The organism is Microbacterium sp. CH-015 (genome assembly GCF_049707015.1).
GTDB lineage: Bacteria > Actinomycetota > Actinomycetes > Actinomycetales > Microbacteriaceae > Microbacterium > Microbacterium aurum.
Map to the genome: position 1 here is coordinate 32,088 of NZ_JBNAFJ010000014.1, position 19,642 is coordinate 51,729.

Consider the following 19,642-nt stretch of genomic DNA (forward strand, 5'->3'; position numbering starts at 1 on the left):
TCTCAGCTGTGCGGTGTGGCCGCCCCGTCGCCGTCGCGCGGCGGGGCGGCTCCGGTCTGTGGCGGGGTGGGCCCGGTCTGGGGTGGGCTGGTCCCGGTCTGCGGCGCAGTGGTCCCGGCATCCAACTGCAGCGCGACCTTCTTCTCGAGGCGTTCGACGGCCTCGTCCGACAGGGCCAGCAGACCGTCGACCTCGTCGCGCACGCGCCGGTAGGCGATCTGCCGCTCGGCGGGCGTCGCGGACTGGTCGAGCGCGACCGCGAGCAGCTGCTGCGCCGTCGCGAGGCGCTTGCGCTCGGTCTCGCTGAACTGCGAGTCGCGCACGCGGCGAGCTTCGCGCTCGGCCAGGTCGAAGGCGACCTCGTAGTCGGTGACGGCATCGCGGTATTCGGCGAGCTGCTCGGCGGTGAGCCGGGCGTCGGCACTCGGCGGCCGCAGCCGGTCGGCGACCTTCTTCGCGCGCAGGAACGCGGCCGTCAGCGGCTGGCGCCCGTCGCTCATAGTCGGGAAGGCGATCATCCGCGCGACGTCGAGCTCGTACTCCAGCCAGCGCGCCGTGATGGCGTCGTGGGTCTGGAACAGCTGCTCCAGCTGGTGCGGGATCGCCGCCGGGCGCGTGATCGTCTTGGGCTCCGTGGCCGCCGTCACCGTCGGCGCCGTGCGCGCCGTGCGCGCCGCGCGCAGCTGCGCCTTGGCCGACATGACCTCGAGGCGCCGCTTGTGATGCCGGTCCAGCGCCCGGTCGACCCCGCGGACGGCTCCGCCCAGAACGCCGGCGAGCGGAAACACGAGCCACCAGTACCCGCCGACGAACTGCCAGAACTGCTCCACCGTGCCACCCTACTTCTCGGGCGGGTCAGGATCCGGGAGGACGTTGCGTCCGCGACGGCACCGGCCAGACGCGCGACGGCGCCTGCGCGGGCGGGGCCGTGCGGTCGGGCCCAGGCGTGCGGTCGGGCTGCGCCGTGCGGTCGGGCTGCGCCGCCGGGTCTCGGGGCGCCGGGTCTCGCTGCGCCGCCGGATCGGATCGCGGGGGCGGATCGGCGGAGGCAGGCGGCGAGGGCGGTGCGGATGCCGCGCGTGCGGCGCTCGCGCGAGCGATCACCTCGGCGGAGCGGGCGATGACGGTCTGCGCGAGCCCCTGCGCGAAGCCCTGTGCGGCCGTGCTCCACTGCGACAAGGCGGAGGGTGCCGCGGCATCCGGGTCACCCTCGCGCGGCGTCGACGGCATGTCGCCCGCGGCACGCGCCCGGCGCCAGGCGTCGGCCTCGGCAGCCTCGAACGCCCGGGTCTCACGGAGCACGGCGTCGCGGTACGCCGTGAACTGCGTCGCGGTGATGCGCGCCTGCGGCGACGCGGGCCGCAGCTCGCGCGCCGCGCGCTGCGCCGCGAGGAAGTGGGCGGTGAGCGGTTCGCGCGCATCGGTCATCGCCGGGAACGCGATGAGCCGGGCGGGGTCGGTCTCGTACGCCATCCATCGTGCCGTGACCTCGTCGTGGGCGGCCATGAGACGCGCGAGCGGCAGCGCCGCCGGGTCGGTCGCGGCGGCGGGGAGGGCCGTGCGCGCGGCATCGACGTGTGCGCGGCGCACGCGCACCGTGGCCGCCGCGGCCTTCGCCTCGCGCTGCGTGCGCTCGAGGTTCTTCCGGGCGGCGGCGGTGTCGGCGTTGGAGGCCCGGCCCGTGGCGCGCTCGGCCTGCACGCGCGCGAGCTCGGTGCGGGCGACACGGAGCGCGACGCGCGCGCTCGCGGCATCCCGTCGCGCCGCCTTCAACTCGCCGCGCGCGGCGTCGAGTTCGATGCGCCGCAGACGCGCCGCGCGCTCCTGACGCAGACCGAACCATCCGGCGGCACCGGCGCCGATCACGCTCGGCCCGATCCACCAGAATTCGGCGACTGTCGCCCACAGCGGGTCCACAGGGTCATGCTAACCAGCATGCCTGAGAGCGGCATCCGTTCGCCCGGCGCCGACTTCGACGCCCGTGACGCGGGGAGGATCAGCCGAAGAGCAGCGCGAGCACCGTGGCGCCGCCGCCGACGAGGATGAGCGCCACGATCACGACCCACGCGATGATGCGGGTGCGCCGGGTGCGGGCCTCGTTCATGCCCTGGTACTCGTTCTCGTCGCTCATGCGCCCAGCCTACGGGTCAGAGCGCGGGCTCGGTGATCGTGGCGCCGAACACGGCCGGGAGGGTGGCCTGCGAGCGCGCGCGCAACTCGGACACGGTGAGCGTGAAGACGTCCTGGATCTCCAGCGCCGGCTCGTCGCCGTCCGCGGCGGGATCGGTCACGCCGATGCGCAGCACCGGGTAGCCCCGGCCCTCGCACAGGCCGCGGAACTTCACGTCCTCCTCGCGCGGCACCGACACGATGACACGGCCGGTCGACTCGCTGAACAGGGCGGTGGCGGCGTCCACACCGTCACGCTCCATGATCTCGCGCAGCCACACGCGTGCGCCGACGCCGAAGCGCATGACGGCCTCCGCGAGGGCCTGGCCGAGTCCGCCCGACGACAGGTCGTGCGCGCTCGAGACGAGTTCCTGCTGGGATGCCGCGTGGATGAGCTCCGCGAGCCGCTTCTCCTGCGCCAGGTCCACCGCCGGCGGTCGGCCGCCGAGGTGGCCGTGCACCGTGCCCGCCCACGCGGAGCCGCTGAGCTCGGTCGAGGTCACGCCGAGCAGGTAGATGTTCTCGCCGGCATCCTGCCACCCGCTCGGGATGCGGCGGGCGACGTCGTCGATGATCCCGAGCACGCCGACGACGGGCGTCGGGAAGATGGGCACGTCGCCGGTCTGGTTGTAGAAGCTGACGTTGCCGCCCGTGACCGGTACGCCGAGCTCGAGGCACGCGTCGGCGAGGCCGTCGACGGCCTGCCCGAATTGCCACATGACCTCGGGATTCTCGGGGCTGCCGAAGTTGAGGCAGTCGGTGACCGCGGTGGGCACGGCACCCGTCACGGCGACGTTGCGGTACGCCTCGGCGAGCGCGAGCTGCGCGCCGGCGTACGGGTCGAGCTGGCAGAAGCGGCCGTTGCAGTCCGTGGCGATCGCGAAGCCGAGGCCCGACTCCTCGTCGACGCGGATCATGCCGGCGTCGTCGGGGAAGCTCAGCGCGGTGTTGCCCATGACGTAGTAGTCGTACTGGTTGGTGATCCAACTGGTGTCGGCGAGGTTCGGGCTGCCGAGCAGCTGCAGGAACTGGTCCTGCAGCGTAGCCGGGTCGTCGGTGCGGGGCAGGGCGGATGCCGAGTCGTCGCGCAGTGCGTCGATCCAGGTCGGGTAGGCCACGGGACGCTCGTACACCGGGCCGTCGACCGCGACGGTGGACGGGTCGACGTCGACGATCTGCTCGCCGTGCCAGAAGATCTGCAGCCGGCCGTCGCCGGTGACCTCGCCGAGGACGCTGGTTTCGACATCCCACTTGCCGACCACGGCGAGGAAGGCGTCGAGCTTCTCGGGCGCGACGATCGCCATCATGCGCTCCTGGCTCTCGCTCATGAGGATCTCCTCGGGCGTGAGCGTGGGGTCGCGCAGCAGCACGTTCTCGAGGTCGACGCGCATGCCCGATCCGCCGTTGGCGGCGAGCTCGCTCGTCGCGCACGAGATGCCCGCGGCGCCGAGGTCTTGGATCGCCTCGACGAGTTCGCCCTGGTAGAGCTCCAGGCAGCACTCGATGAGCACCTTCTCGGCGAACGGGTCGCCCACCTGCACGGCGGGACGCTTGGTCGGGCCCCCATCGGCGAAGGTGTCGGAGGCGAGGATCGACGCGCCGCCGATGCCGTCGCCGCCGGTGCGCGCCCCGAACAGCACGACCTTGTTGCCGGCGCCGGTGGCGTTGGCGAGCTTGATGTCCTCGTGGCGCATGACGCCAACCGCGAGCGCGTTGACGAGCGGGTTGCCCTGGTAGACGGCGTCAAACACCGTCTCGCCACCGATGTTCGGCAGGCCCAGGCAGTTGCCGTAGAAGCTGATGCCGCTGACCACGCCGTGCACCACGCGTGCGGTGTCGGGGTTGTCGATGGCGCCGAAGCGCAGCTGGTCCATGACGGCGACGGGGCGCGCGCCCATCGAGATGATGTCGCGCACGATGCCGCCGACGCCGGTCGCGGCGCCCTGGAACGGCTCGATGTAGCTGGGGTGGTTGTGGCTCTCGACCTTGAAGGTGACCGCCCAGCCCTCACCCACGTCGACGACGCCGGCGTTCTGGCCCATGCCGACCATGAGGCGCGTCTTCATCTCGTCCGAGACCTTGTCGCCGAAGCGGCGCAGGTAGATCTTGGAGGACTTGTAAGAGCAGTGCTCGCTCCACATGACGGAGTACATCGCCAGCTCGCCGCTCGTGGGGCGCCGGCCGAGGATCTCCTTGATCCGCGCGTACTCGTCGGGCTTGAGCCCGAGCGCCGCGTACGGCTGCTCCTTCTCCGGCGTCGCCAGGGCGTTCTCAACGGTGTCTGCAACGGGGGTGCTCACGCGGCTGTGCTCCAAGAGATCGCGGGATGCCGGGGGACGCCGTCCAGTCTAGTTGTGGCCGCGGCGCGGGCGGTTCCGCGGTCCTTCTGCGGGGCGGGCGAGCGTGTTCGCGCGTCAGTGGGAGGGCTCGCCGGTGTTGATGACTCCGATGCCGGTAGCTTCGTGACTCGGCTCGGCGGCGGAGGGCGAGACCGTCCCGGGCTCGGCGGGGTTCGGGGCGGGCGTCTCGTCGGGTGTCGGCACCGTCGGCTCGGCGGGAGTGGGCGCGAGCGGCTCGCTCGGGTTCGGTGCCAGCGGCTCATCGGGGTTCGGGGCCTTGGGCTCCTCGCCCGGCTCCTTCTCGGTGCTCGGCTCGGTGAGCTGATCGGTCGACGGCTCGGCCGTCGGCTCGGTGGTGTCGGCGGCGGGTTCGGGGGTGCCCTGGTCGGACATGGCGTCTCCTTCGGTCGGTTCGTGTCTCGGTTCGAGTCTCGGCGTCGTCGCCCCACCAGGCACGGGGGTTGACAGGGCGCGGGTCGCCATCTCGCGCCTGTCGCCGGCGGGTCGTAGAGTCTGCCCATGACCGGACTGACGCCCTATCTGCACTTCGCCGGCACCGCTCGCGAGGCGCTGACCTTCTACCGTGATGTCTTCGGCGGTGAGCTGGTGCTGCACTCGTTCGCCGACTTCGGGCGGTCGGACGGGCCGGCCGATGCCGTCGCGCACGGCATGCTGCAGGGGCCCGTGGAGCTGTTCGCGGCGGATGCCGGCGAGGGTGACGAACCGCTGGCGCTGCGCGGCATCCTGTTCTCCCTCCTCGGCACCGCGGAGCCCGCCGAGCTGGAGCGCTGGTTCGCCGCGCTCGCCGATGGCGGCGAGGTCGTGGACCCGCTCGCGCTCAAGCCCTGGGGCGACCACGACGGGCAGGTGCGCGACCGGTTCGGAGTGACCTGGCTCATCGGATATCAGGGGTGATGACGTGATCGACGACGCGTATCCGCGTGACCTGGTGATGATGGCGGCGATCTTCGGGGTCGCGGCGTTCGTGTGGTCGGGGTGGGCGCAGGAGGGTCCGCCGCGTGGCGTGTTGTGGCGCGTGGTGCTGGCGGTGTTGGGCGTGGCGGGCCTCGCCGTCGCCGGGTTCGCGATCCCGCTCGCGGTACGGCACTGGTCGACCGCGACGGCGATCCGCTTCGAGGGCCCCGCGTGGGTGGCCTACCTCGTGGTCGTCGCGATCGAGGTCGTGGCGTGCATCGTGCTCGCCGTGTGGGCGAGCCGGTCCGGCCGCTCCGATCTGATCGCGCCGCTGATCCTCGCGGTCGTCGGCATCCACTTCATCCCCCTCGCGTTCGTCTTCGGCCAGCCGATCATGGCCTGGACCGGGGTCGCGCTCGCCGTCGTCGCCGTTGTCGCTGCGGTGATCCCGGCATCCGATACCACGCGCAGCTTCTGGTGCGGCCTCATCGGGGCGCCGGTGTTCCTGCTCGCGGCGGTGCCGTGCCTGGTCGTCGGCCGCGCGGCCTTCGCGGCATGACCGTCCCTGCCGTCGCGCTGCTGCGCGCCCGCGCCGCGGAGATCGACGCGATGCTCGCGCGCCTCGACGACGCGGATGCCGCCGTGCGCACCGACCGTGCCGACGGCACCGCCGACGACGAGCACGACCCGGAGGGGTCGACGCTGTCGGGGGAATGGCAGCGGATCGACGCGCTGCAGCGCGCCCTCGCGGCGGAGCGGGCGGAGATCGCGGCGGCACTCGAACGGGTGGATGCCGGGACCTACGGCATCTGCATCGTGTGCGGGCAGCCGATCCCCGCCGCGCGGCTGGAGGTCCGGCCGATGGCGACCACCTGCGTCGCGTGCGCCGGGTGACGCGCCGCGCGCGCTCGGCAGGCGTCGTCAGCCGGTGAGGTCCCAGGGGTTCAGCAGGGCGGCACCGGTTCGCTCCATGTCTCGGACATTGCGCGTCACCAGGGTCAGCCCGTGGGCGAGCGCGGTCGCCGCGATGAGCGCGTCCATGTCGGGCATGCGGTCGGGGACGTGCAGGCCCGATGCGATCAGGGCAATCCGTTCGTCCACCGGCAGGATGCGACCGGCGAACAACGGGCGCACGGCATCGTCGAGCCACAGTCGCAGCGTGGCGCCCTGGGCGGGGTCGCGCCGCTCGCGCTGGCGGACGCCGCGATCGAGCTCGAGGATGGTGAGGGCGCTGATGGCGAGGTCTCCCTCGAGCTGCACCTCCATCCAGCGATCGAGCGCCGGTGACGCGCCCTTGTAGTGGTCGCTGACGATGTTCGTGTCGAGCAGATACTTCACAGTTCGGGCACTCGGCTGTCGTCGATCACGCGCTCGGGGAGGTCGAAGTCGATGGCAGCGCCTTGCGGCTTCAACCGATCCCCCACGCGCCTGCTGCTCCCTGTGAGCTGCGTGAACAAGGCGGCGGTGATCAGTACATGTGACGGTCGGCCGTGATCGGTGATGGTGACGGGTTCGACTTCCGCCGCGCGCTTGGCGGCGCCCACATCCTGATTGAAGTCCCGGCTGGTGATCGTTGGCACAGGGCACCTCCTTGTAGGAACAATATCTACATTGTACGAGCTCGCGCAGGGCTCCTGGAGCAGTGAATGCGGGCCGCGGCGGCGTGCTCGTCTTCCCCTAATGTCGGGAACGCAGTGAGATGACACTAGATGTCGTGTATAGAGCATGGTTCCGGCCACGCCGGATCGACTTTGTCGTGACACTTTCCTGACGATTGCGATGTCCCGCGGCTCTAGCTAGCGGGGTCGCGTGATCAAACCAGCAACCACTTTCAGGCTCCTGGACGGGGATCGGTACCGCTAGTTCGGGATTGCCTACGATAATCAATGTGGCGATCAGTCAGGTCAATGCGAACGATCACGGCACGCTTCACGGCCAGTGGGCGTCGATGCTGGGCGGGCACGTGCCGGACTTGGATCGGATCTATTCGTCACCCGAACGAGTGTTCCCTGACCGCGGTCATGTATTCAGAGCTTTCGCCGCCACACCCTATGAACGAACGCGGGTGCTCCTGCTGGGTCAGGATCCGTACGACACGGCCGGGCGTGCGGATGGTCTGGCGTTCTCCCAGCACGGCGCGGTCGCGAAGAACTCCGCGCTCCACCGCATGTTCCTGAACCTAGAGCGTGATCCAGACGTCTCCTTCTCTCGTCCGCTCGACGGTGATCTCACCAAGTGGGCTGACGAGGGCGTCCTGCTCCTCAACGCTGCACTCACCGTTCTGGAGGACACTCCGGGGTCACACCTGGCAGTGTGGAAGTCCTTTACACGCGCCGTTCTGCGAAGCCTCTGCGACCCTCGCCGCCAGATCGTGTTCATCCTCCTCGGCGGCGACGCTGTGAGACTGGCGCTCCCCGCCATAAAGGGCGTTCCGACCGGTCGCATCATCCGTGCTGCGCATCCGGTGGCGGGCTATCCGGGCAACGAACGGCCGTTTCATTCCACTCGGGTGTTCAGCGAGACGAATCTCGCGCTCCGACCTGGCGCCCCTGTGGATTGGTCGCTGTGATCTTGCGTTTCGGCAATCTAGCGGCCGCCGCGTTGCTGGCGGGAGCGGTCACCATGGCGACGACTGGTTGTGAGGGACGGCCGGCGGAGATCGTGCCCGACGTCGCGGGGATGTCCTCGGCGGAAGCGCTGGCGGCATTGGAGGCCCAGGACATCGACGCCCCCTACGACCACGAGTGGATGCTGCTTCCTCCATACGACACCTTGCCGCTCGCGGGCACAGAGCCTGTGGCTGGGAGCGAGGTGCGTGCACCCTGGCGCGTGGAGCGGTTCGAATTTGCGCCACTTACAGTGACCGGCGTGCTCGACGGAACCACGATCGACCTCAGCACCGGCGAGAGGCTCCGACTGATTGGAATCGTTCCACCTTCGCCTGGGGCTTGTGGTGCTGCCGAGGCGACTGCGGCACTAACCGAATGGGTTTTGGGCAAGGAAATCTATGTCGAGAACCCTGTCGAGGTGCCGGATCGTGACGAGGCGGGGAATCTGCTCGCGTACATCGGTCTGGAGGGTGTCAACGATGTGGGCTACCAAATGATCCTCTCGGGGACGGTGACCCTCACAGCGACTGATCACCCCGCCGCTTACATATATGAGCCGGGCTTCGCCAAGACCGAGGCCTATTCGTGCAATGCCCCGCCCGAGCAGCCCGAGACGTCGCAGCCGTTGCCGGCTTCGCCCGCGACTCAGGCTTGGGAATGCAGGTACGTTCCGACGATGAATGAGAACTGGCACGACGACGTGCTGTGTCAGAACGGAGCCGAGAAGATTCGTCCGCTCCTACGCGAATGGGACGGGTTCATCGAGGAGTGGGAGATGCGCGAAGAAGCCGAAGCCTACGAGCGGTCACTCAACGGGGGATAAGCGGCGTGATCCGACTGCGCGGCGTTCCGGCTCGCAACTGTCGAAGGATGCGGCGGTCGGTGAGCGGTACGGGGTTGGCTTTCAGCACCGACACGATTGATCGGAGGCTTCATCGGAAGAACGTAGGGATAACTCCTTCGATCTTGGTCTGAAGGGAATCCACCACGGTCGTCGGCCAGCCGAAGTATGACGTTGTGTAGTTGAGCGCGTTGTAGAAGGCCGCCAGCGCTGCGCGCGCTTCGCCTTCGACCGAGCCCATCTCAACATGGAGGAACGCCACTCTGTGACCGTGATCAGGATCGCTATACCATCCGCGGCGCTGTCGAGCTGGGTAAAGCGTTGGATGCGTCATGTTGGACAAGAATCCGTAGACTCCGGACGCTTGCTCCTGGGTGACGGTCCCGCCCGCCGCTTCCGTGAGAGCGTACATCCACTTCACGGCGTCGGCCGGTGATGGGAGCGTCTCGCCGTGAAGTTCCTTGCGTCCGAGTGCTTCTTTGCTCGCGTCGTCAAACCTCGCAAGGATCTGCCTCTTCAGCCGCCCGTACGACTCAGCAGAATGCACGTGGCTCGCATGTGCCCTACCGTGCATGTGACCGGCGTTCTTCTTTGCTTCCTCGGCGCTAATGAACTCTTCGAGATAGCCGCGAGCCAGGCGATTCTCTGGATGATCGCCTTCCTCCCCGAGTACCCATACCGCGTGAGCGCAGTTCTCGATAATTGCGCGGATAAGGAGAGGCGGAGAGAACAGGACCTCGCCACTCGTGTACAGGCTCGCCAGGCCGCCGAAGTGTCCGCTCGCCGTGAGGAGGAAGGTCTGCACTACTCCGGCAATGAGCCTGTGGCCTGTCTCGCCGTCTCGGTCCGAAATGAGCGGGTCTGGGGAGGGTAGCGCTATTGCATCGTCCGCTGCCGGAGACCCCTTGGCCGGAGACCAGTGGTACGAATCTGCCGTCGCGTGGAACGCCTCTCGGCACGCGTAGAACAGGGCCGCGAGTTCCTGGAGCCGCGCGTTGAACTCTGGTGAAGCTGACTGCCAATGACTCATGACTTGTCGACTCGCTTCCTGCTCAGTCAGTTCGTGAGGGTGTTGTCCATGTGGGAGCCCAGGTAGCCCACCGTCACGTAGCCGACGTCCGAATAGGTGTCCTTGAAGTACAACCGTGGAGCGACTCCGGTGAGGTTGGACAGCTTCAGGTGCGCCACCATGAGGGTCTTGCCCGAAGGGTCGACCTTCTTGTCCACGGGCAACATGCGCTGGGCGCGGTACTTCTCGTTGTTCTTGACGGTCTCGCCTTCGGTCCAGACGATCTTGCCGATCTGCACACGATGCCCGTGATCCTGATGGGTGATGAAGTTGCTCAGGGAGTGATCGAACGCGCCATCGTTTCGAACACGGGAGTATGTGTCGAAGGTAAGGAGCGCATCCCACGTCTTCATCAGTGCTGCTTGCCCGAGAGCAGTGTGCTCGTCTAGCTCTAGGGCATCCTCAACGTCGCCGGTGAACCTGACGCCAGTAAGGTCCTTGACGCGATCCAGCAACTCAGCGAAGGTCTCGGGGTACGCCTCGGGAGCAGCCTCATCGATAAACGACCATGCTGCGGCCGCGCCTTCGCCCCCAAGGTCGGTGAGCTTGCGGCGAAGGTAGTCGACTTGGCGAGCGAGGGCTGCGGCTTCCGCGCGTGCGGCAGTGAGTTGTGAGTACTGCTCGTCGTTCTCCGCCTGGACTTCCTCGAGAAGACCTTCGGCCGAGGACGCGCGCCGGGCGAGCGCCTTGTTCTCCGTCAGGCCCTTCTTGACTTCGCTTTCGGCGAGCTCTGCGAGGGCGCGCCAGATATCCGCCTCATCTTCACCGGGGGTAGCGGCGGTGACGGCTTCGTGAAGCACGGCGAACGGTTGGAGGCGCTCCTTGCGCAGGAACTCGTAGTCGACCTCGCGTAGAGCGTCCGGAACGCGGAGCGCGTTGAGACGCTTCAGCTGAGCGTTGCGCAGGATGCGTCGGATCCGAGATTCCGTAGAGTCCCGCAAGGTCGATGCGTGCAGGAGGCGGTGCCTGAACGCATCCTGCACATCGGAGAGGTCCACACCCGGGAGGAAGGTGCGCATTGCGCCGGGGGAAACCCAGTGACCGGCTCCGCCGTACTGGCGGTTGAAGATGACCCGTGCCTCCGGCGTGAGCGCGTAGCCGATGCCCATTCCCTGGATCTGGCCGGCGAGCCGGGTGATGGTGTTGGCCCACTCATTCGCATCGGCACCGTCCGGCGTCGCCGTGACGAAGACAGCGCCAATACGCTCTGAGTCGGTGAGAACTCGGACCAGCTCATCGACGTGGCTCTGGCTCGCGATCACCTGGAACTCGGACAGCGGCTCAGCGGCTCCGTCGCTCATGTTGACGGTGTTGATGATGTCTTGCACGAAGGTAGGGCGACCGCTCATCTGGACCTCTTCGACCTCACGGCCGTTCGTGTTGGTCCAGAGGAGGGTGGGCGGTTCGACATCTACCCAGAGCCAAAGTCGGTGTTCTGCCAGAGCCAGAGTGACGTTGGTGACGCCGGTACGGGAGGTTTCGGGATTGGTGTACCACTTCGGCGGTGCCCAGTCTTCGATGATGGTCCAGCGCTTTGCGCTGATGGTTCCGTCGTCGCTCGCGTAGCTCGCGGCGGTGAGGGTGGCGCCCGAAGCGTGCGTGAGGGTCCCGGAAGTCGGAAGTTCGGAGTACGCCTTCTTGCCGGTGATCCAGCCCTTGAAGGCTTTGATGATGTCGTTGAGGTTGTCCTCAGTGGGTGCCGCGGTCAGAATCGTGCGGTATCCCAGTGCCATACGTGCCTCTCCCCCGCGAGTTCGTCGTCGACTCCATCGTAGGGACGGCTTCGGACACAACAGGAACATCGGCCGGGGTCGGGGGCGCCTCACCCCGGTGGTTGGCGCCCGCCAAGGCGGGGGAGCGTGATCTCCTCGCATTGGACCAGTTGATTGCTCCGTGCGCGAGCTCACACCGAGGTTCGGCGCTCAGACACCGGGCGAGAACGCCCGGCAAGTCGCTGTGCGCCACGCGATCCGCAACTCGGCAAGCGCAACCTCCCATGGGATCCGCTCTTGCTCCATCATGGGGTCGCCCTCATCTCGCAGGCGCTCAAGAAGGGCGCGCTCCTCCTCAGTGAGTGTGTCGAACGTGCCGCGGTTTGGCTTGGCGTCCTTCATCCAAAGGTCACGGTGGGCGAGGAGGGTATCAACATCCATCAGGGCCGACGTCACGCGCGTGTGGGCCGAGCGCAGCCGGTGCAGAATCGCGAGCCCGTGTGAGTCCATGTCGCCCCAGTAGACGACCGGCGAACTCTGTACCCAGGGCAGAGCACGCACGACGTCAATGGCGTGGCCTCCGCCGTGGACGACGATCGCTCCGGGCCACTCCGGCATCGCCAGCACGCATTCGAGGTTCTCGAACACGAACACAGCCTCGGGCCGGTAGGTCAGCCGGCCCAGTTCCGGGGCGGATCCGGCGAAGTCGGTGGGCCCATCGCCAGCGACCCGGTTGTCGAGTATCTTCACCCGGATCAACTTCTCCGCGTCGATGATGCCGAGGTCTGTTCGGCCGGTCAAAGCGCAGACGAGGTCGGTAACGATGCTGCGGTTCGCCGAGAACCACTTCGTGTCCACGCCGCGGATCGGCAGCTGGCGTGGCCGCAGCCCTCGCACGGGGTTCTCCACGAGCCACTCCGACACTTCCAGGACGGTCTGAAAGCGATCCTCGTCGAACGAACACAGGTCTGAAGAGTGCTTGCGGATCGCTGCGCGCACTTCTTCCGATCCGTCCAGGCGTGCGATCACAGCGCGAGCCCGGTCGCTCAGGCGCTTCCATGTGCGTTGCGGCTCCCCACCGGCGAACGCCGCGACGGCGTCCGCCGTCGGCAGCCAGGCGCGCACGGGGATGCGCTGGCGGCCGATGCTGGACCAGGAGCGCGTCTCCCATTCGACCTCCACCGGCTGCACGTCGTCGACGTCAGCCCACTCGCGCGCCCACCGCTCCGCTTCGACCTGATCGCCAAGCGCGGCCTTCTCCGTCGGCGGACGCAGGACAATCTTGAGCACGGGCTCTGCGTGGCCCGTGACCGGCGCTTCGACCGCCGCCGCCCACACGCTCTGCTTGGTGCTGAGCCTCGCGGTGGCGATTCGCCGCGCCTCGGCGACGGTGATCATCCCGGTTCCTCGCTCCACTGCACGTCGCGAATCAGGGACTGGCGCCGTGTGGGGTTCTCGATCTGGGTCGCCGCGCCCACGTATTCCTCGATCGTCTTCAGGAGCTTGTGCGGCGTGGCCAGGATCAGCTGGAAGCCGAACTCCACGAACACATCCAAGGCCATGCGCGTGTATCGGGTGTCCGCCTTATCGAACGCCTCGTCGAGAACGATCGTGCCAAACGTGGTGCGAACGTCGTCCGTATCCGCGAGCCGGTACCGCAATGCCGCCGCGAGGCAGAACACCACCAGCTTCTGCTGCTGCCCACCTGACATCGCGGCCCCCGAGTCGTAGGTCGCGTGTACACGGTCATGCTCGTCGATCTCCTGGGCAAGGAAGGTCACATGCAACCGGGTGTCGAGACACTGCGTACGCCAGGACTTGTCGACATGGTCGCTAGAGGCGAACCGGCGCATGAGCTCAGCGAGCGTCTCGAACCTCCTCTCCGCGCTGTCGAGGTCGTCCTCGGCCCAACTGCCCGCCGAGATGCTCTGGAGGTCCTTGATGAACCGGGCGACGGTGTCGCTGCGGCGGGTCTTCACCCGGAGCTTCAGGAACCGTCCGTCGTCGAACAAAGATCGGCGCAGCGACTGGTTGATCGGGAGCACTCGCTCCTCGATCTCGCGTGGCGCTCCGAGGATGTCGTTGACGAGGTCGCCGATGAGCGCGCGGGATCGCTCGCGCAGAAGCTCGAGGAATTTCGCCTCGTAGTTCGGCAGCCCGTGCGCCTCGATCTGATCCAGAAGGTCGAGGTAGCCTCGCCGCCCACCGATGTTCGGGACCAGGTCGGCTGCTGTCGATGCCGCACGCCAGTGGTCGGTGAAGGCGGTGACGAGCTTTGTGATCTCGTTGCCGGCGTTCGTCTGGGCGTCCATCGCCCGGTCTCGTTCACCGCCTAGTGCTGCACCCACCTTCTGCGCGATGTCGGTGATGTCCGAGCGGGTGATGTGTCGTTGCACGGCGCTGAATCTCTGGTCCAATTCGGTGGTGATTGCCGGATCGATCTCCGGGATGAGCCCCGCCTTGAGCTCGCGTTCGAAGGACTCGATCACGATCGCGAGTTCGCGATGCCGCTCCTCGCTCTGACGAAGCTGGAGGTCAGCCTCCCGGGACATCTCTTCCGCTGCGTCACGCGCCTCTAGTGCTTCCTGCTCGTGAGCAGTGGCTGCGCTCACGTCGCTGTCCCTTTCTGCCAAGTCGATGAGATTGCGCTCCAGGCCGTCGAGGTCGGCACGGACGACCGCCGTGTCGAGTTCCTGCCAGGTGAACTCGTGCACCGACTTCAGTGTGGCGATTCGAGTCATAGCGTCATCCCGCAGCTGCACGGCCGCGGTCACAACGGCTTCCGCGGCCGTGCGTGCTTCACGCGCCTCTTCGAGCTGTGACTCCAGGGCTGCTCGCTTGGCTTCGTGGTTGCCGAGGACCCATCGTGCACGGTTGTCCAGCTCGAACCGGTCATCCTTCTCGTAGCGTGTGCGCGAAGTCTTGATCTGCCCGTTGATCGTGACCGCCCGCACGTGGTCATCCATGTGGTCCGGGCTATCGACACAAGCGACGTCGTACCGCTCAGAAAGCACACCCGCCAACCATGCCCCGTACTGACCTTCGGCCACCGTCACCCGGTTCACCAGCGAAATAGGCGTCCGTGCGGGCCTCGCTGGCGGGGCGACCGCAGACACCTCCTCGTAGACCAAATGCGCATCCACCGCGTGGAGATCCACCCACTGGCGGACCTTCGCAAGATGCTCGCTGCGCACGAGCATGGTGAGTGCAAGTGGACGAAGCACCCTCTCAATGGCGCCCGTCCATGCCTCGAACTCGGGTCGCACATCGATGAGCTCGCCCCCGAACGGGAGGGTCGCCGCGGACAGACCCGTCGCTTTGCACAGCAACCGACGCACCAGGAGAAGGTCCCCTGGCACGGTCGAGCCGGTGTCCAGCGCGGCCAGCGCCGCCTCGAGCTTGTTGACTCGGCGGCGCGCCTCCGACGCGGCACTCTGCTGCTCCCAGGTGGCGCCTGGCGCCTCCGCGCCCGCCTCGAGCATTCGGGTGATCTGCATCTGCAGCTCGGCGAACCCCGAAGCATCGGTGGGTGTGTCGTTGATTCCCGCCGTCCTGAGTCGTTCAGCGAATCGTTCGAAGCGCGACTCGGTCTGCTGGACCAGATCGCGGGCTGCGGAGATCCGGTGCTTGAGGTGCTGGACGTCGCCGCCGCCGACCTCGATCGTCCGTCGCTGAGCGACGTTGTAGTCCTCTGCGGCTCGCTTCGCTGATGCCGTTGCGGCTGCCGCGTCGGCTCGCTGGCCGATCAGTTGCTCATCGAGAGTGAGACGCTCGCCGCGCGCGAGATCTAGCATGCGCCGCCGTCGATACGGATCGACCGCGTCTCCGAGGGCTTTTGCCGCGGTGGCTGCGTCCGCCGCAGCATCGAATGCCTCGGACGCGGCGCGAAGCAGCAGCAGATGTTCTCGCTGCTTGCGCAGTTGAACCACGTGATCGTGTGTGTCGCGGAGCTCCCCGAACTGCTCGACGGCGTTGGCAGCCAGGTCGAACGTAGCGGGCTTCTCGAGCATGAAGTCGCGGAACAGCTGGTCCAAGCTCTCCAAGCTCTTCGCGGATTGGGTCTTGTGCAGCAGGTGAAGGGCTTCCTCCTGCGGGATGCCGAGGAGCGACCGCATGCGTGCGTAGAACCGCTGGTGCTTGTTGGTGGTGGTCACCACGGCGTCCGGCCACTGCGCCTGCACCTTCCGAGCCTCGATCCCGCCTTGTGCGAACGGCTCGAGGTCACGCAGGTTGATGTCTCCGCGTTCGATCAGGCAGAGGTCCGATAGGTCGTCTTTCGACAACGATGTCCCCTTGGCGAAGAAGAGCCGGCACAGCGTCACCGGTCTGTCGACCTCGTTCTCGTAGCGCAGCAGGATGCCGCTCCATGTCGCTGTCGGACGCAGGTATGCGCTGACCACCCGGTCCTCGAACTCGTCTGTGGTGCGCGACCAGGCGCCCCGGACGTAACTCATTCGGCCGCGATCGTCGTCCCGTGCGGCCGCGCCTTGCGCGGCCGCATTGAAGCGGAGCCATTTGTCAGGGGTCATGATGGCCGCGTATGCGTCCAGCAGGGATGACTTCCCCGAGCCGGACGGTCCTGTGATGAGATGCCCTTTGCGGGAGATGGGGATCGTGTAGATCTGGCCGTCGAAGGTGCCCCAGTTTGCGACCTGCATCCCGGTCAGGCGCCACTGGCCCAGGTGAGAGTCGAATCCGTCGACAGCATCTAGAGCCGCCAGGATGTCGGTCATGCGACGAACTCCTCGCGGTCGTCCGAGTCCGCACTCGTCGCGTCAATTCCGCTGTCGCCTGCGGCGATTTCGCGATACACGGCGGTGATGGCTCGCACTTGCTCCTCGTCGAGCATGAACTTGACCATTGGCGAGATCTCAACACGGTCGTCGCCGGCGGCGTGGAGCACGCGGTACCTATTCGCCATCCGCCCCCATGCTGCGTTGAGATTCTTCCGATAGGTCGACTCGTCGCTATCGCTTCGGTATACCGCGAGCTGCTCGTAGATCTCCTCCTGCCCGACGATGACCCGACGTCCCGCAGAAGCGAGCAGCAATTGTCGAAGAACCAGCAGCATCACGGTGTCGATGAATAGGAGCTTCTCCGTGCGCAGGGCGCTCGGGACATCCAGCTCGTCGGTGCGGATCTTCCGGGCGAACGCGAACTCGTCGACGTCGTCAACAACGAGCTCCAGAAACAGGTCGTGCAGGCGGGAGCGGATCTCGCGCTCATCCGCGCGCAACGCCGCCCACAGTTTCGGCTGCTGCCTGCCGGAGAGATACGGACCCTTCAACACCTCCAAGAGCGCGCGTCGCGACTGCTCAGTCAGCCCACCGATGTCGCCACTCCACAGCGGCGGCCGACCGGCCCCCGTGTCACCATCCGTCATAGCTCGACCCTCCCCGTGAACTCGTGACGCGGTACCGACGCCCGACGCAGCAGACCATGAGGGCCCAGCCACGCCACCTCCTCGAGATGCGTCTCGTCGACGCGGCCCTGTCTGGTGGCCAGTGAGAACAGCCCGAGCACGCTCGCGAGCCCTTGGGTCGCGGGGTGGCGGTCCAGCACCGCGCCGACTGTGGCGGGACCCAGCGCGTCTAACGTCTCATTCACGCTGCCGACCAGTTCTGCGAAGTCGATCTCGCTCTCCCGTGCGATGGCGGCAAGCGCCGCAAAATCGATCGTGCCCGGCTCTGCATCTCCCAGTGCCGCACCAGTGTCGTACTCCGATGGGTCGTGCGCGACCACCTCCGCGCCGCTGGACATCCGCATCGCGGAAATCTCCTGCTCGAGGCCCACCTCGGCATAGGGTTTGATCTTCTGCCGAGCAGTCAAACCGGCGGCGAGAGCTTCGTGGATGAGATTTCGCAGCGCGCGGTCCCGCTGGAACTCCTGCGAGTGCACATACCTCCGCAGTCCACGCGCGAACTCGGTCAGCACGCTCTGCACCTCGCGGCTCGCGGACTTCATGTCGGGCAGGAGGGTTCGCAACGCCCGCCGCGTCGTGGGTTCGAGGTCCACAGCGAAGTCGCGATCCAGGATCGCGGCGATGTCTGCGTCCAACCTCGCATACCGCTCCGGATCGGTCAGCAGGCCCGAGAATCCCGAGAACGTGCGACCCTCGTCGGATTGCTCGATGAGATCGACGCCGCGGAATACGTCATCCAACACCGCGCTCTGCGAGCCATCGGTGTTCAGGATGCTCGCACGCAGGTCATGGTTGATCTGCTCGAACCGCGCCCGTACCCGCGCGAAGTCTGCGGGCAAATCTTGGGCGAGCATCAGCGCGTCCTCGACGCGCTCCCTCGCGCGACGCTCGTCGAGAGGCTCGACATCCCCACCCTCGATACGCCTGATGTCCGCATCGATCTGGTCGCGTTGCGCCTTCAGCGCGACCAAACGCGTGTTCGCATCAGGGTCGGTGTCGATCGCCAGCTGATGCAACGCCGTGGCGAGGCTCACCAGGCGAGACTCCGTAACCGTTGAACGGGGCGCCTCCAGCTCGCCAAGGATGCGAAGCGCGTCATAGGCGGCCGCCTCCAGCTCATAGGTCTCGCCACGCGCCGAGCTTGCAGGCCTGCGCCGAAGGATCCCAGTCGCACGCCAATCCGCACAGAAGTGCTTCGCGTTCTTCTCCCCGAGATCGAAGTGGTCGCGCAACACCTCAAGGTCCGCGTCGATCAATTCGTGCAAGTCGTCCGCGGGCATCCTCGCGCCCGGAGAACCCAGATGTTCGCCGAGCGTCGCCGCGATGATCGGCAGCCGATCCGCGCGGAGCATCGTGAGCATCGGGTTCTCCTCGATGAGCCGTCTTACGGCCAGGGCGGTGCTGAGCACAGACATGCGCCCATCTTGGTGTCTCCCACCGACACCGATGGCCCGAACCGCCCACGGACGCATGGCACTTCGTGTCGGCAGTGGGATCCTGACCGACGCCGAAGGCTTGACGTTGGTCGATACGGGGTGGCCGCGTGCTCGCCTGCTGGCTGTGGGGTACGTGGTGCGGGTATGCACTCATCGAGCAAGAAAGCCGTGACCCGAGGGTCACGGCTTTCTATGATGATCGAAGGGCTAAGGCCCTGCGCCTAGGGTAGCAGTCATGGCCGAGGCGACACAACAGCAGCTGCAAGCCCGTGTGCTGGCCCGCATGGAAGAGCTGACGGACCCATCGAGCCGCTGGCAGCGCGCACTGTGGACAGTCGCATGCGTGACGACACTTGACGAACTGGTCGAGGCCGCCCGCAACACGTGGAGCGGCACACTCAGCACCGAGCACGCGCTAAACGATGTCAGAAGCGATGCCGTGCGGGTGGTCAGTTCAGATCCTGGTATTGGCAAGGACACGCTCCGAAGCCAGGTCCTGGTCGACATCAAGAAGATCAAGGCCGAGGACACCGCAGAGTCTCGCAATGCGTGCGGTCGCGTGGAGCAGTGGCGAACGCGCATCGACCGTGACTACCTCCGCAACTGGGCCGTCTTTCTCGAAGACGGTCGCCTTACGGAGGCGACTGTTGAGCTCGCCGCGCGGTCTATCGTCACCCACCTGAGAAGCCTCGGATATAGCCGGACGCACCTCCGCGGATGGATCGTCGATCGGGGCGACTCGCTTGGAGTTGCGGGGTTGGCGCGGGAAGCGGCGCGCAACCTGCGGCACCCGCCGCGCACCTATTCATTCGTCGTCGCGTCAACGCACCTGGGTCGTGCTGCCCGCTGGGAGGATGCTCTCTCGGCCGCTCTCTACAGCGCGGTACAGGCGGATTTTGAGGGGGCGGAGAACGCCCGGGAGTTCGATCTGACGACGATCATCGACACTCGCACGGTGACGCTCGACATTGTCGCGGCGGATCCGTCAGCGGCCCTCAACTCGCTGCAGCTTCGAATCGATCGGATGATGACTCGTGCAGCGCTAGCTGCCGGGGCGCTTGACCCCTGATCTTGGACACGCTGATTCCAGCACGGCGCTGGGGAAGCGAGAATCCAAGGGATGGCTAGGA

19 protein-coding genes are annotated in these 19,642 nt (G+C 67.1%); 6 read left to right on the top strand and 13 right to left on the bottom strand.

Annotated features, from left to right (window positions below; translation table 11 throughout):
• Positions 1-2 precede the first annotated feature (2 nt).
• The 5 genes from ACPYN4_RS14495 to ACPYN4_RS14515 form a co-directional block, all read right to left on the bottom strand.
• Positions 3-830 (bottom strand): hypothetical protein, encoded by an 828-nt coding sequence (locus ACPYN4_RS14495; protein ID WP_424446761.1) that lies wholly within the window; start codon positions 828-830, stop codon positions 3-5.
• Positions 831-855: 25 nt separating this feature from the next.
• The gene (locus ACPYN4_RS14500) at positions 856-1,917 is read right to left on the bottom strand and encodes a hypothetical protein (protein WP_424446762.1); all 1,062 of its coding nucleotides are present in this window, start codon (positions 1,915-1,917) and stop codon (positions 856-858) included.
• 79 nt (positions 1,918-1,996) lie between these two features.
• Entirely contained in the window at positions 1,997-2,131 is a 135-nt protein-coding gene (locus tag ACPYN4_RS14505; protein ID WP_275444992.1) for a hypothetical protein, read from the bottom strand.
• 16 nt (positions 2,132-2,147) lie between these two features.
• On the bottom strand, positions 2,148-4,469 hold the full coding sequence (gene purL, locus ACPYN4_RS14510; protein ID WP_424446763.1) for a phosphoribosylformylglycinamidine synthase subunit PurL: 2,322 nt from the start codon (positions 4,467-4,469) through the stop codon (positions 2,148-2,150).
• A gap of 114 nt (positions 4,470-4,583) precedes the next feature.
• Positions 4,584-4,901 (bottom strand): hypothetical protein, encoded by a 318-nt coding sequence (locus ACPYN4_RS14515; RefSeq protein WP_239279718.1) that lies wholly within the window; start codon positions 4,899-4,901, stop codon positions 4,584-4,586.
• A gap of 126 nt (positions 4,902-5,027) precedes the next feature.
• Between ACPYN4_RS14515 and ACPYN4_RS14520 the strand changes: the two genes are divergently transcribed.
• The 3 genes from ACPYN4_RS14520 to ACPYN4_RS14530 are packed head-to-tail and all read left to right on the top strand — an operon-like array spanning position 5,028 to position 6,317.
• Complete coding sequence (locus tag ACPYN4_RS14520; RefSeq protein WP_424446764.1) at positions 5,028-5,423, top strand: VOC family protein; 396 nt, start codon at positions 5,028-5,030, stop codon at positions 5,421-5,423.
• Positions 5,424-5,427: 4 nt separating this feature from the next.
• Positions 5,428-5,982, top strand: a complete 555-nt coding sequence (locus ACPYN4_RS14525) for a hypothetical protein (RefSeq protein ID WP_424446765.1) — start codon at positions 5,428-5,430, stop codon at positions 5,980-5,982.
• Positions 5,979-6,317, top strand: coding sequence for a TraR/DksA C4-type zinc finger protein (locus tag ACPYN4_RS14530; protein WP_424446766.1), 339 nt, complete (start codon positions 5,979-5,981; stop codon positions 6,315-6,317). Before ACPYN4_RS14525 ends, ACPYN4_RS14530 begins: the two co-directional genes overlap by 4 nt.
• Positions 6,318-6,344: 27 nt before the next feature.
• Here the strand turns inward: ACPYN4_RS14530 and ACPYN4_RS14535 are convergent, their stop codons facing one another.
• A complete protein-coding gene (locus tag ACPYN4_RS14535) occupies positions 6,345-6,761 on the bottom strand; it encodes a type II toxin-antitoxin system VapC family toxin (RefSeq protein ID WP_239279721.1) in 417 nt (138 codons plus the stop codon).
• Positions 6,758-7,003, bottom strand: a complete 246-nt coding sequence (locus tag ACPYN4_RS14540) for a type II toxin-antitoxin system prevent-host-death family antitoxin (RefSeq protein WP_239279722.1) — start codon at positions 7,001-7,003, stop codon at positions 6,758-6,760. The genes ACPYN4_RS14535 and ACPYN4_RS14540 overlap by 4 nt, the downstream gene beginning before the upstream one ends.
• 308 nt (positions 7,004-7,311) lie before the next feature.
• Between ACPYN4_RS14540 and ACPYN4_RS14545 the strand changes: the two genes are divergently transcribed.
• Positions 7,312-7,992: a uracil-DNA glycosylase gene (locus ACPYN4_RS14545; RefSeq protein WP_239279723.1), complete on the top strand. Its 681-nt coding sequence runs from the start codon at positions 7,312-7,314 to the stop codon at positions 7,990-7,992.
• Complete coding sequence (locus tag ACPYN4_RS14550) at positions 7,989-8,855, top strand: hypothetical protein (RefSeq protein WP_239279724.1); 867 nt, start codon at positions 7,989-7,991, stop codon at positions 8,853-8,855. The genes ACPYN4_RS14545 and ACPYN4_RS14550 overlap by 4 nt, the downstream gene beginning before the upstream one ends.
• A gap of 109 nt (positions 8,856-8,964) precedes the next feature.
• Here the strand turns inward: ACPYN4_RS14550 and ACPYN4_RS14555 are convergent, their stop codons facing one another.
• The 6 genes from ACPYN4_RS14555 to ACPYN4_RS14580 form a co-directional block, all read right to left on the bottom strand.
• Positions 8,965-9,903, bottom strand: a complete 939-nt coding sequence (locus ACPYN4_RS14555) for a hypothetical protein (RefSeq protein ID WP_239279725.1) — start codon at positions 9,901-9,903, stop codon at positions 8,965-8,967.
• Positions 9,904-9,929: 26 nt separating this feature from the next.
• Positions 9,930-11,675 carry a hypothetical protein gene (locus ACPYN4_RS14560; RefSeq protein WP_239279726.1) on the bottom strand — a complete coding sequence of 582 codons (1,746 nt, stop codon included), beginning with the start codon at positions 11,673-11,675 and terminating at the stop codon, positions 9,930-9,932.
• A 189-nt stretch (positions 11,676-11,864) separates the two neighbouring features.
• Complete coding sequence (locus tag ACPYN4_RS14565) at positions 11,865-13,052, bottom strand: Wadjet anti-phage system protein JetD domain-containing protein (RefSeq protein WP_239279727.1); 1,188 nt, start codon at positions 13,050-13,052, stop codon at positions 11,865-11,867.
• A complete protein-coding gene (locus ACPYN4_RS14570) occupies positions 13,049-16,387 on the bottom strand; it encodes an ATP-binding protein (RefSeq protein ID WP_424446767.1) in 3,339 nt (1,112 codons plus the stop codon). The genes ACPYN4_RS14565 and ACPYN4_RS14570 overlap by 4 nt, the downstream gene beginning before the upstream one ends.
• Positions 16,384-17,037 carry a DUF4194 domain-containing protein gene (locus ACPYN4_RS14575; RefSeq protein WP_239279729.1) on the bottom strand — a complete coding sequence of 218 codons (654 nt, stop codon included), beginning with the start codon at positions 17,035-17,037 and terminating at the stop codon, positions 16,384-16,386. The genes ACPYN4_RS14570 and ACPYN4_RS14575 overlap by 4 nt, the downstream gene beginning before the upstream one ends.
• On the bottom strand, positions 17,034-18,491 hold the full coding sequence (locus ACPYN4_RS14580; RefSeq protein ID WP_239279730.1) for a DUF3375 domain-containing protein: 1,458 nt from the start codon (positions 18,489-18,491) through the stop codon (positions 17,034-17,036). Before ACPYN4_RS14580 ends, ACPYN4_RS14575 begins: the two co-directional genes overlap by 4 nt.
• Before the next feature lie 256 nt (positions 18,492-18,747).
• Here ACPYN4_RS14580 and ACPYN4_RS14585 point away from each other — a divergent pair, with 256 nt between their 5' ends.
• On the top strand, positions 18,748-19,581 hold the full coding sequence (locus tag ACPYN4_RS14585; RefSeq protein ID WP_424446768.1) for a hypothetical protein: 834 nt from the start codon (positions 18,748-18,750) through the stop codon (positions 19,579-19,581).
• Positions 19,582-19,642: the final 61 nt, after the last annotated feature.

Excerpts from the sequence above, each read along its gene's own strand:
- ACPYN4_RS14505 (WP_275444992.1), bottom strand. The coding sequence starts at position 2,131 with ATGAGCGACGAGAACGAGTACCAGGGCATGAACGAGGCCCGCACCCGG.
- ACPYN4_RS14515 (WP_239279718.1), bottom strand. The coding sequence starts at position 4,901 with ATGTCCGACCAGGGCACCCCCGAACCCGCCGCCGACACCACCGAGCCG.
- ACPYN4_RS14520 (WP_424446764.1), top strand. The coding sequence starts at position 5,028 with ATGACCGGACTGACGCCCTATCTGCACTTCGCCGGCACCGCTCGCGAG.
- ACPYN4_RS14530 (WP_424446766.1), top strand. The coding sequence starts at position 5,979 with ATGACCGTCCCTGCCGTCGCGCTGCTGCGCGCCCGCGCCGCGGAGATC.
- ACPYN4_RS14555 (WP_239279725.1), bottom strand. The coding sequence starts at position 9,903 with ATGAGTCATTGGCAGTCAGCTTCACCAGAGTTCAACGCGCGGCTCCAG.
- ACPYN4_RS14560 (WP_239279726.1), bottom strand. The coding sequence starts at position 11,675 with ATGGCACTGGGATACCGCACGATTCTGACCGCGGCACCCACTGAGGAC.
- ACPYN4_RS14565 (WP_239279727.1), bottom strand. The coding sequence starts at position 13,052 with ATGATCACCGTCGCCGAGGCGCGGCGAATCGCCACCGCGAGGCTCAGC.
- ACPYN4_RS14570 (WP_424446767.1), bottom strand. The coding sequence starts at position 16,387 with ATGACCGACATCCTGGCGGCTCTAGATGCTGTCGACGGATTCGACTCT.
- ACPYN4_RS14575 (WP_239279729.1), bottom strand. The coding sequence starts at position 17,037 with ATGACGGATGGTGACACGGGGGCCGGTCGGCCGCCGCTGTGGAGTGGC.
- ACPYN4_RS14580 (WP_239279730.1), bottom strand. The coding sequence starts at position 18,491 with ATGTCTGTGCTCAGCACCGCCCTGGCCGTAAGACGGCTCATCGAGGAG.
- ACPYN4_RS14585 (WP_424446768.1), top strand. The coding sequence starts at position 18,748 with ATGGCCGAGGCGACACAACAGCAGCTGCAAGCCCGTGTGCTGGCCCGC.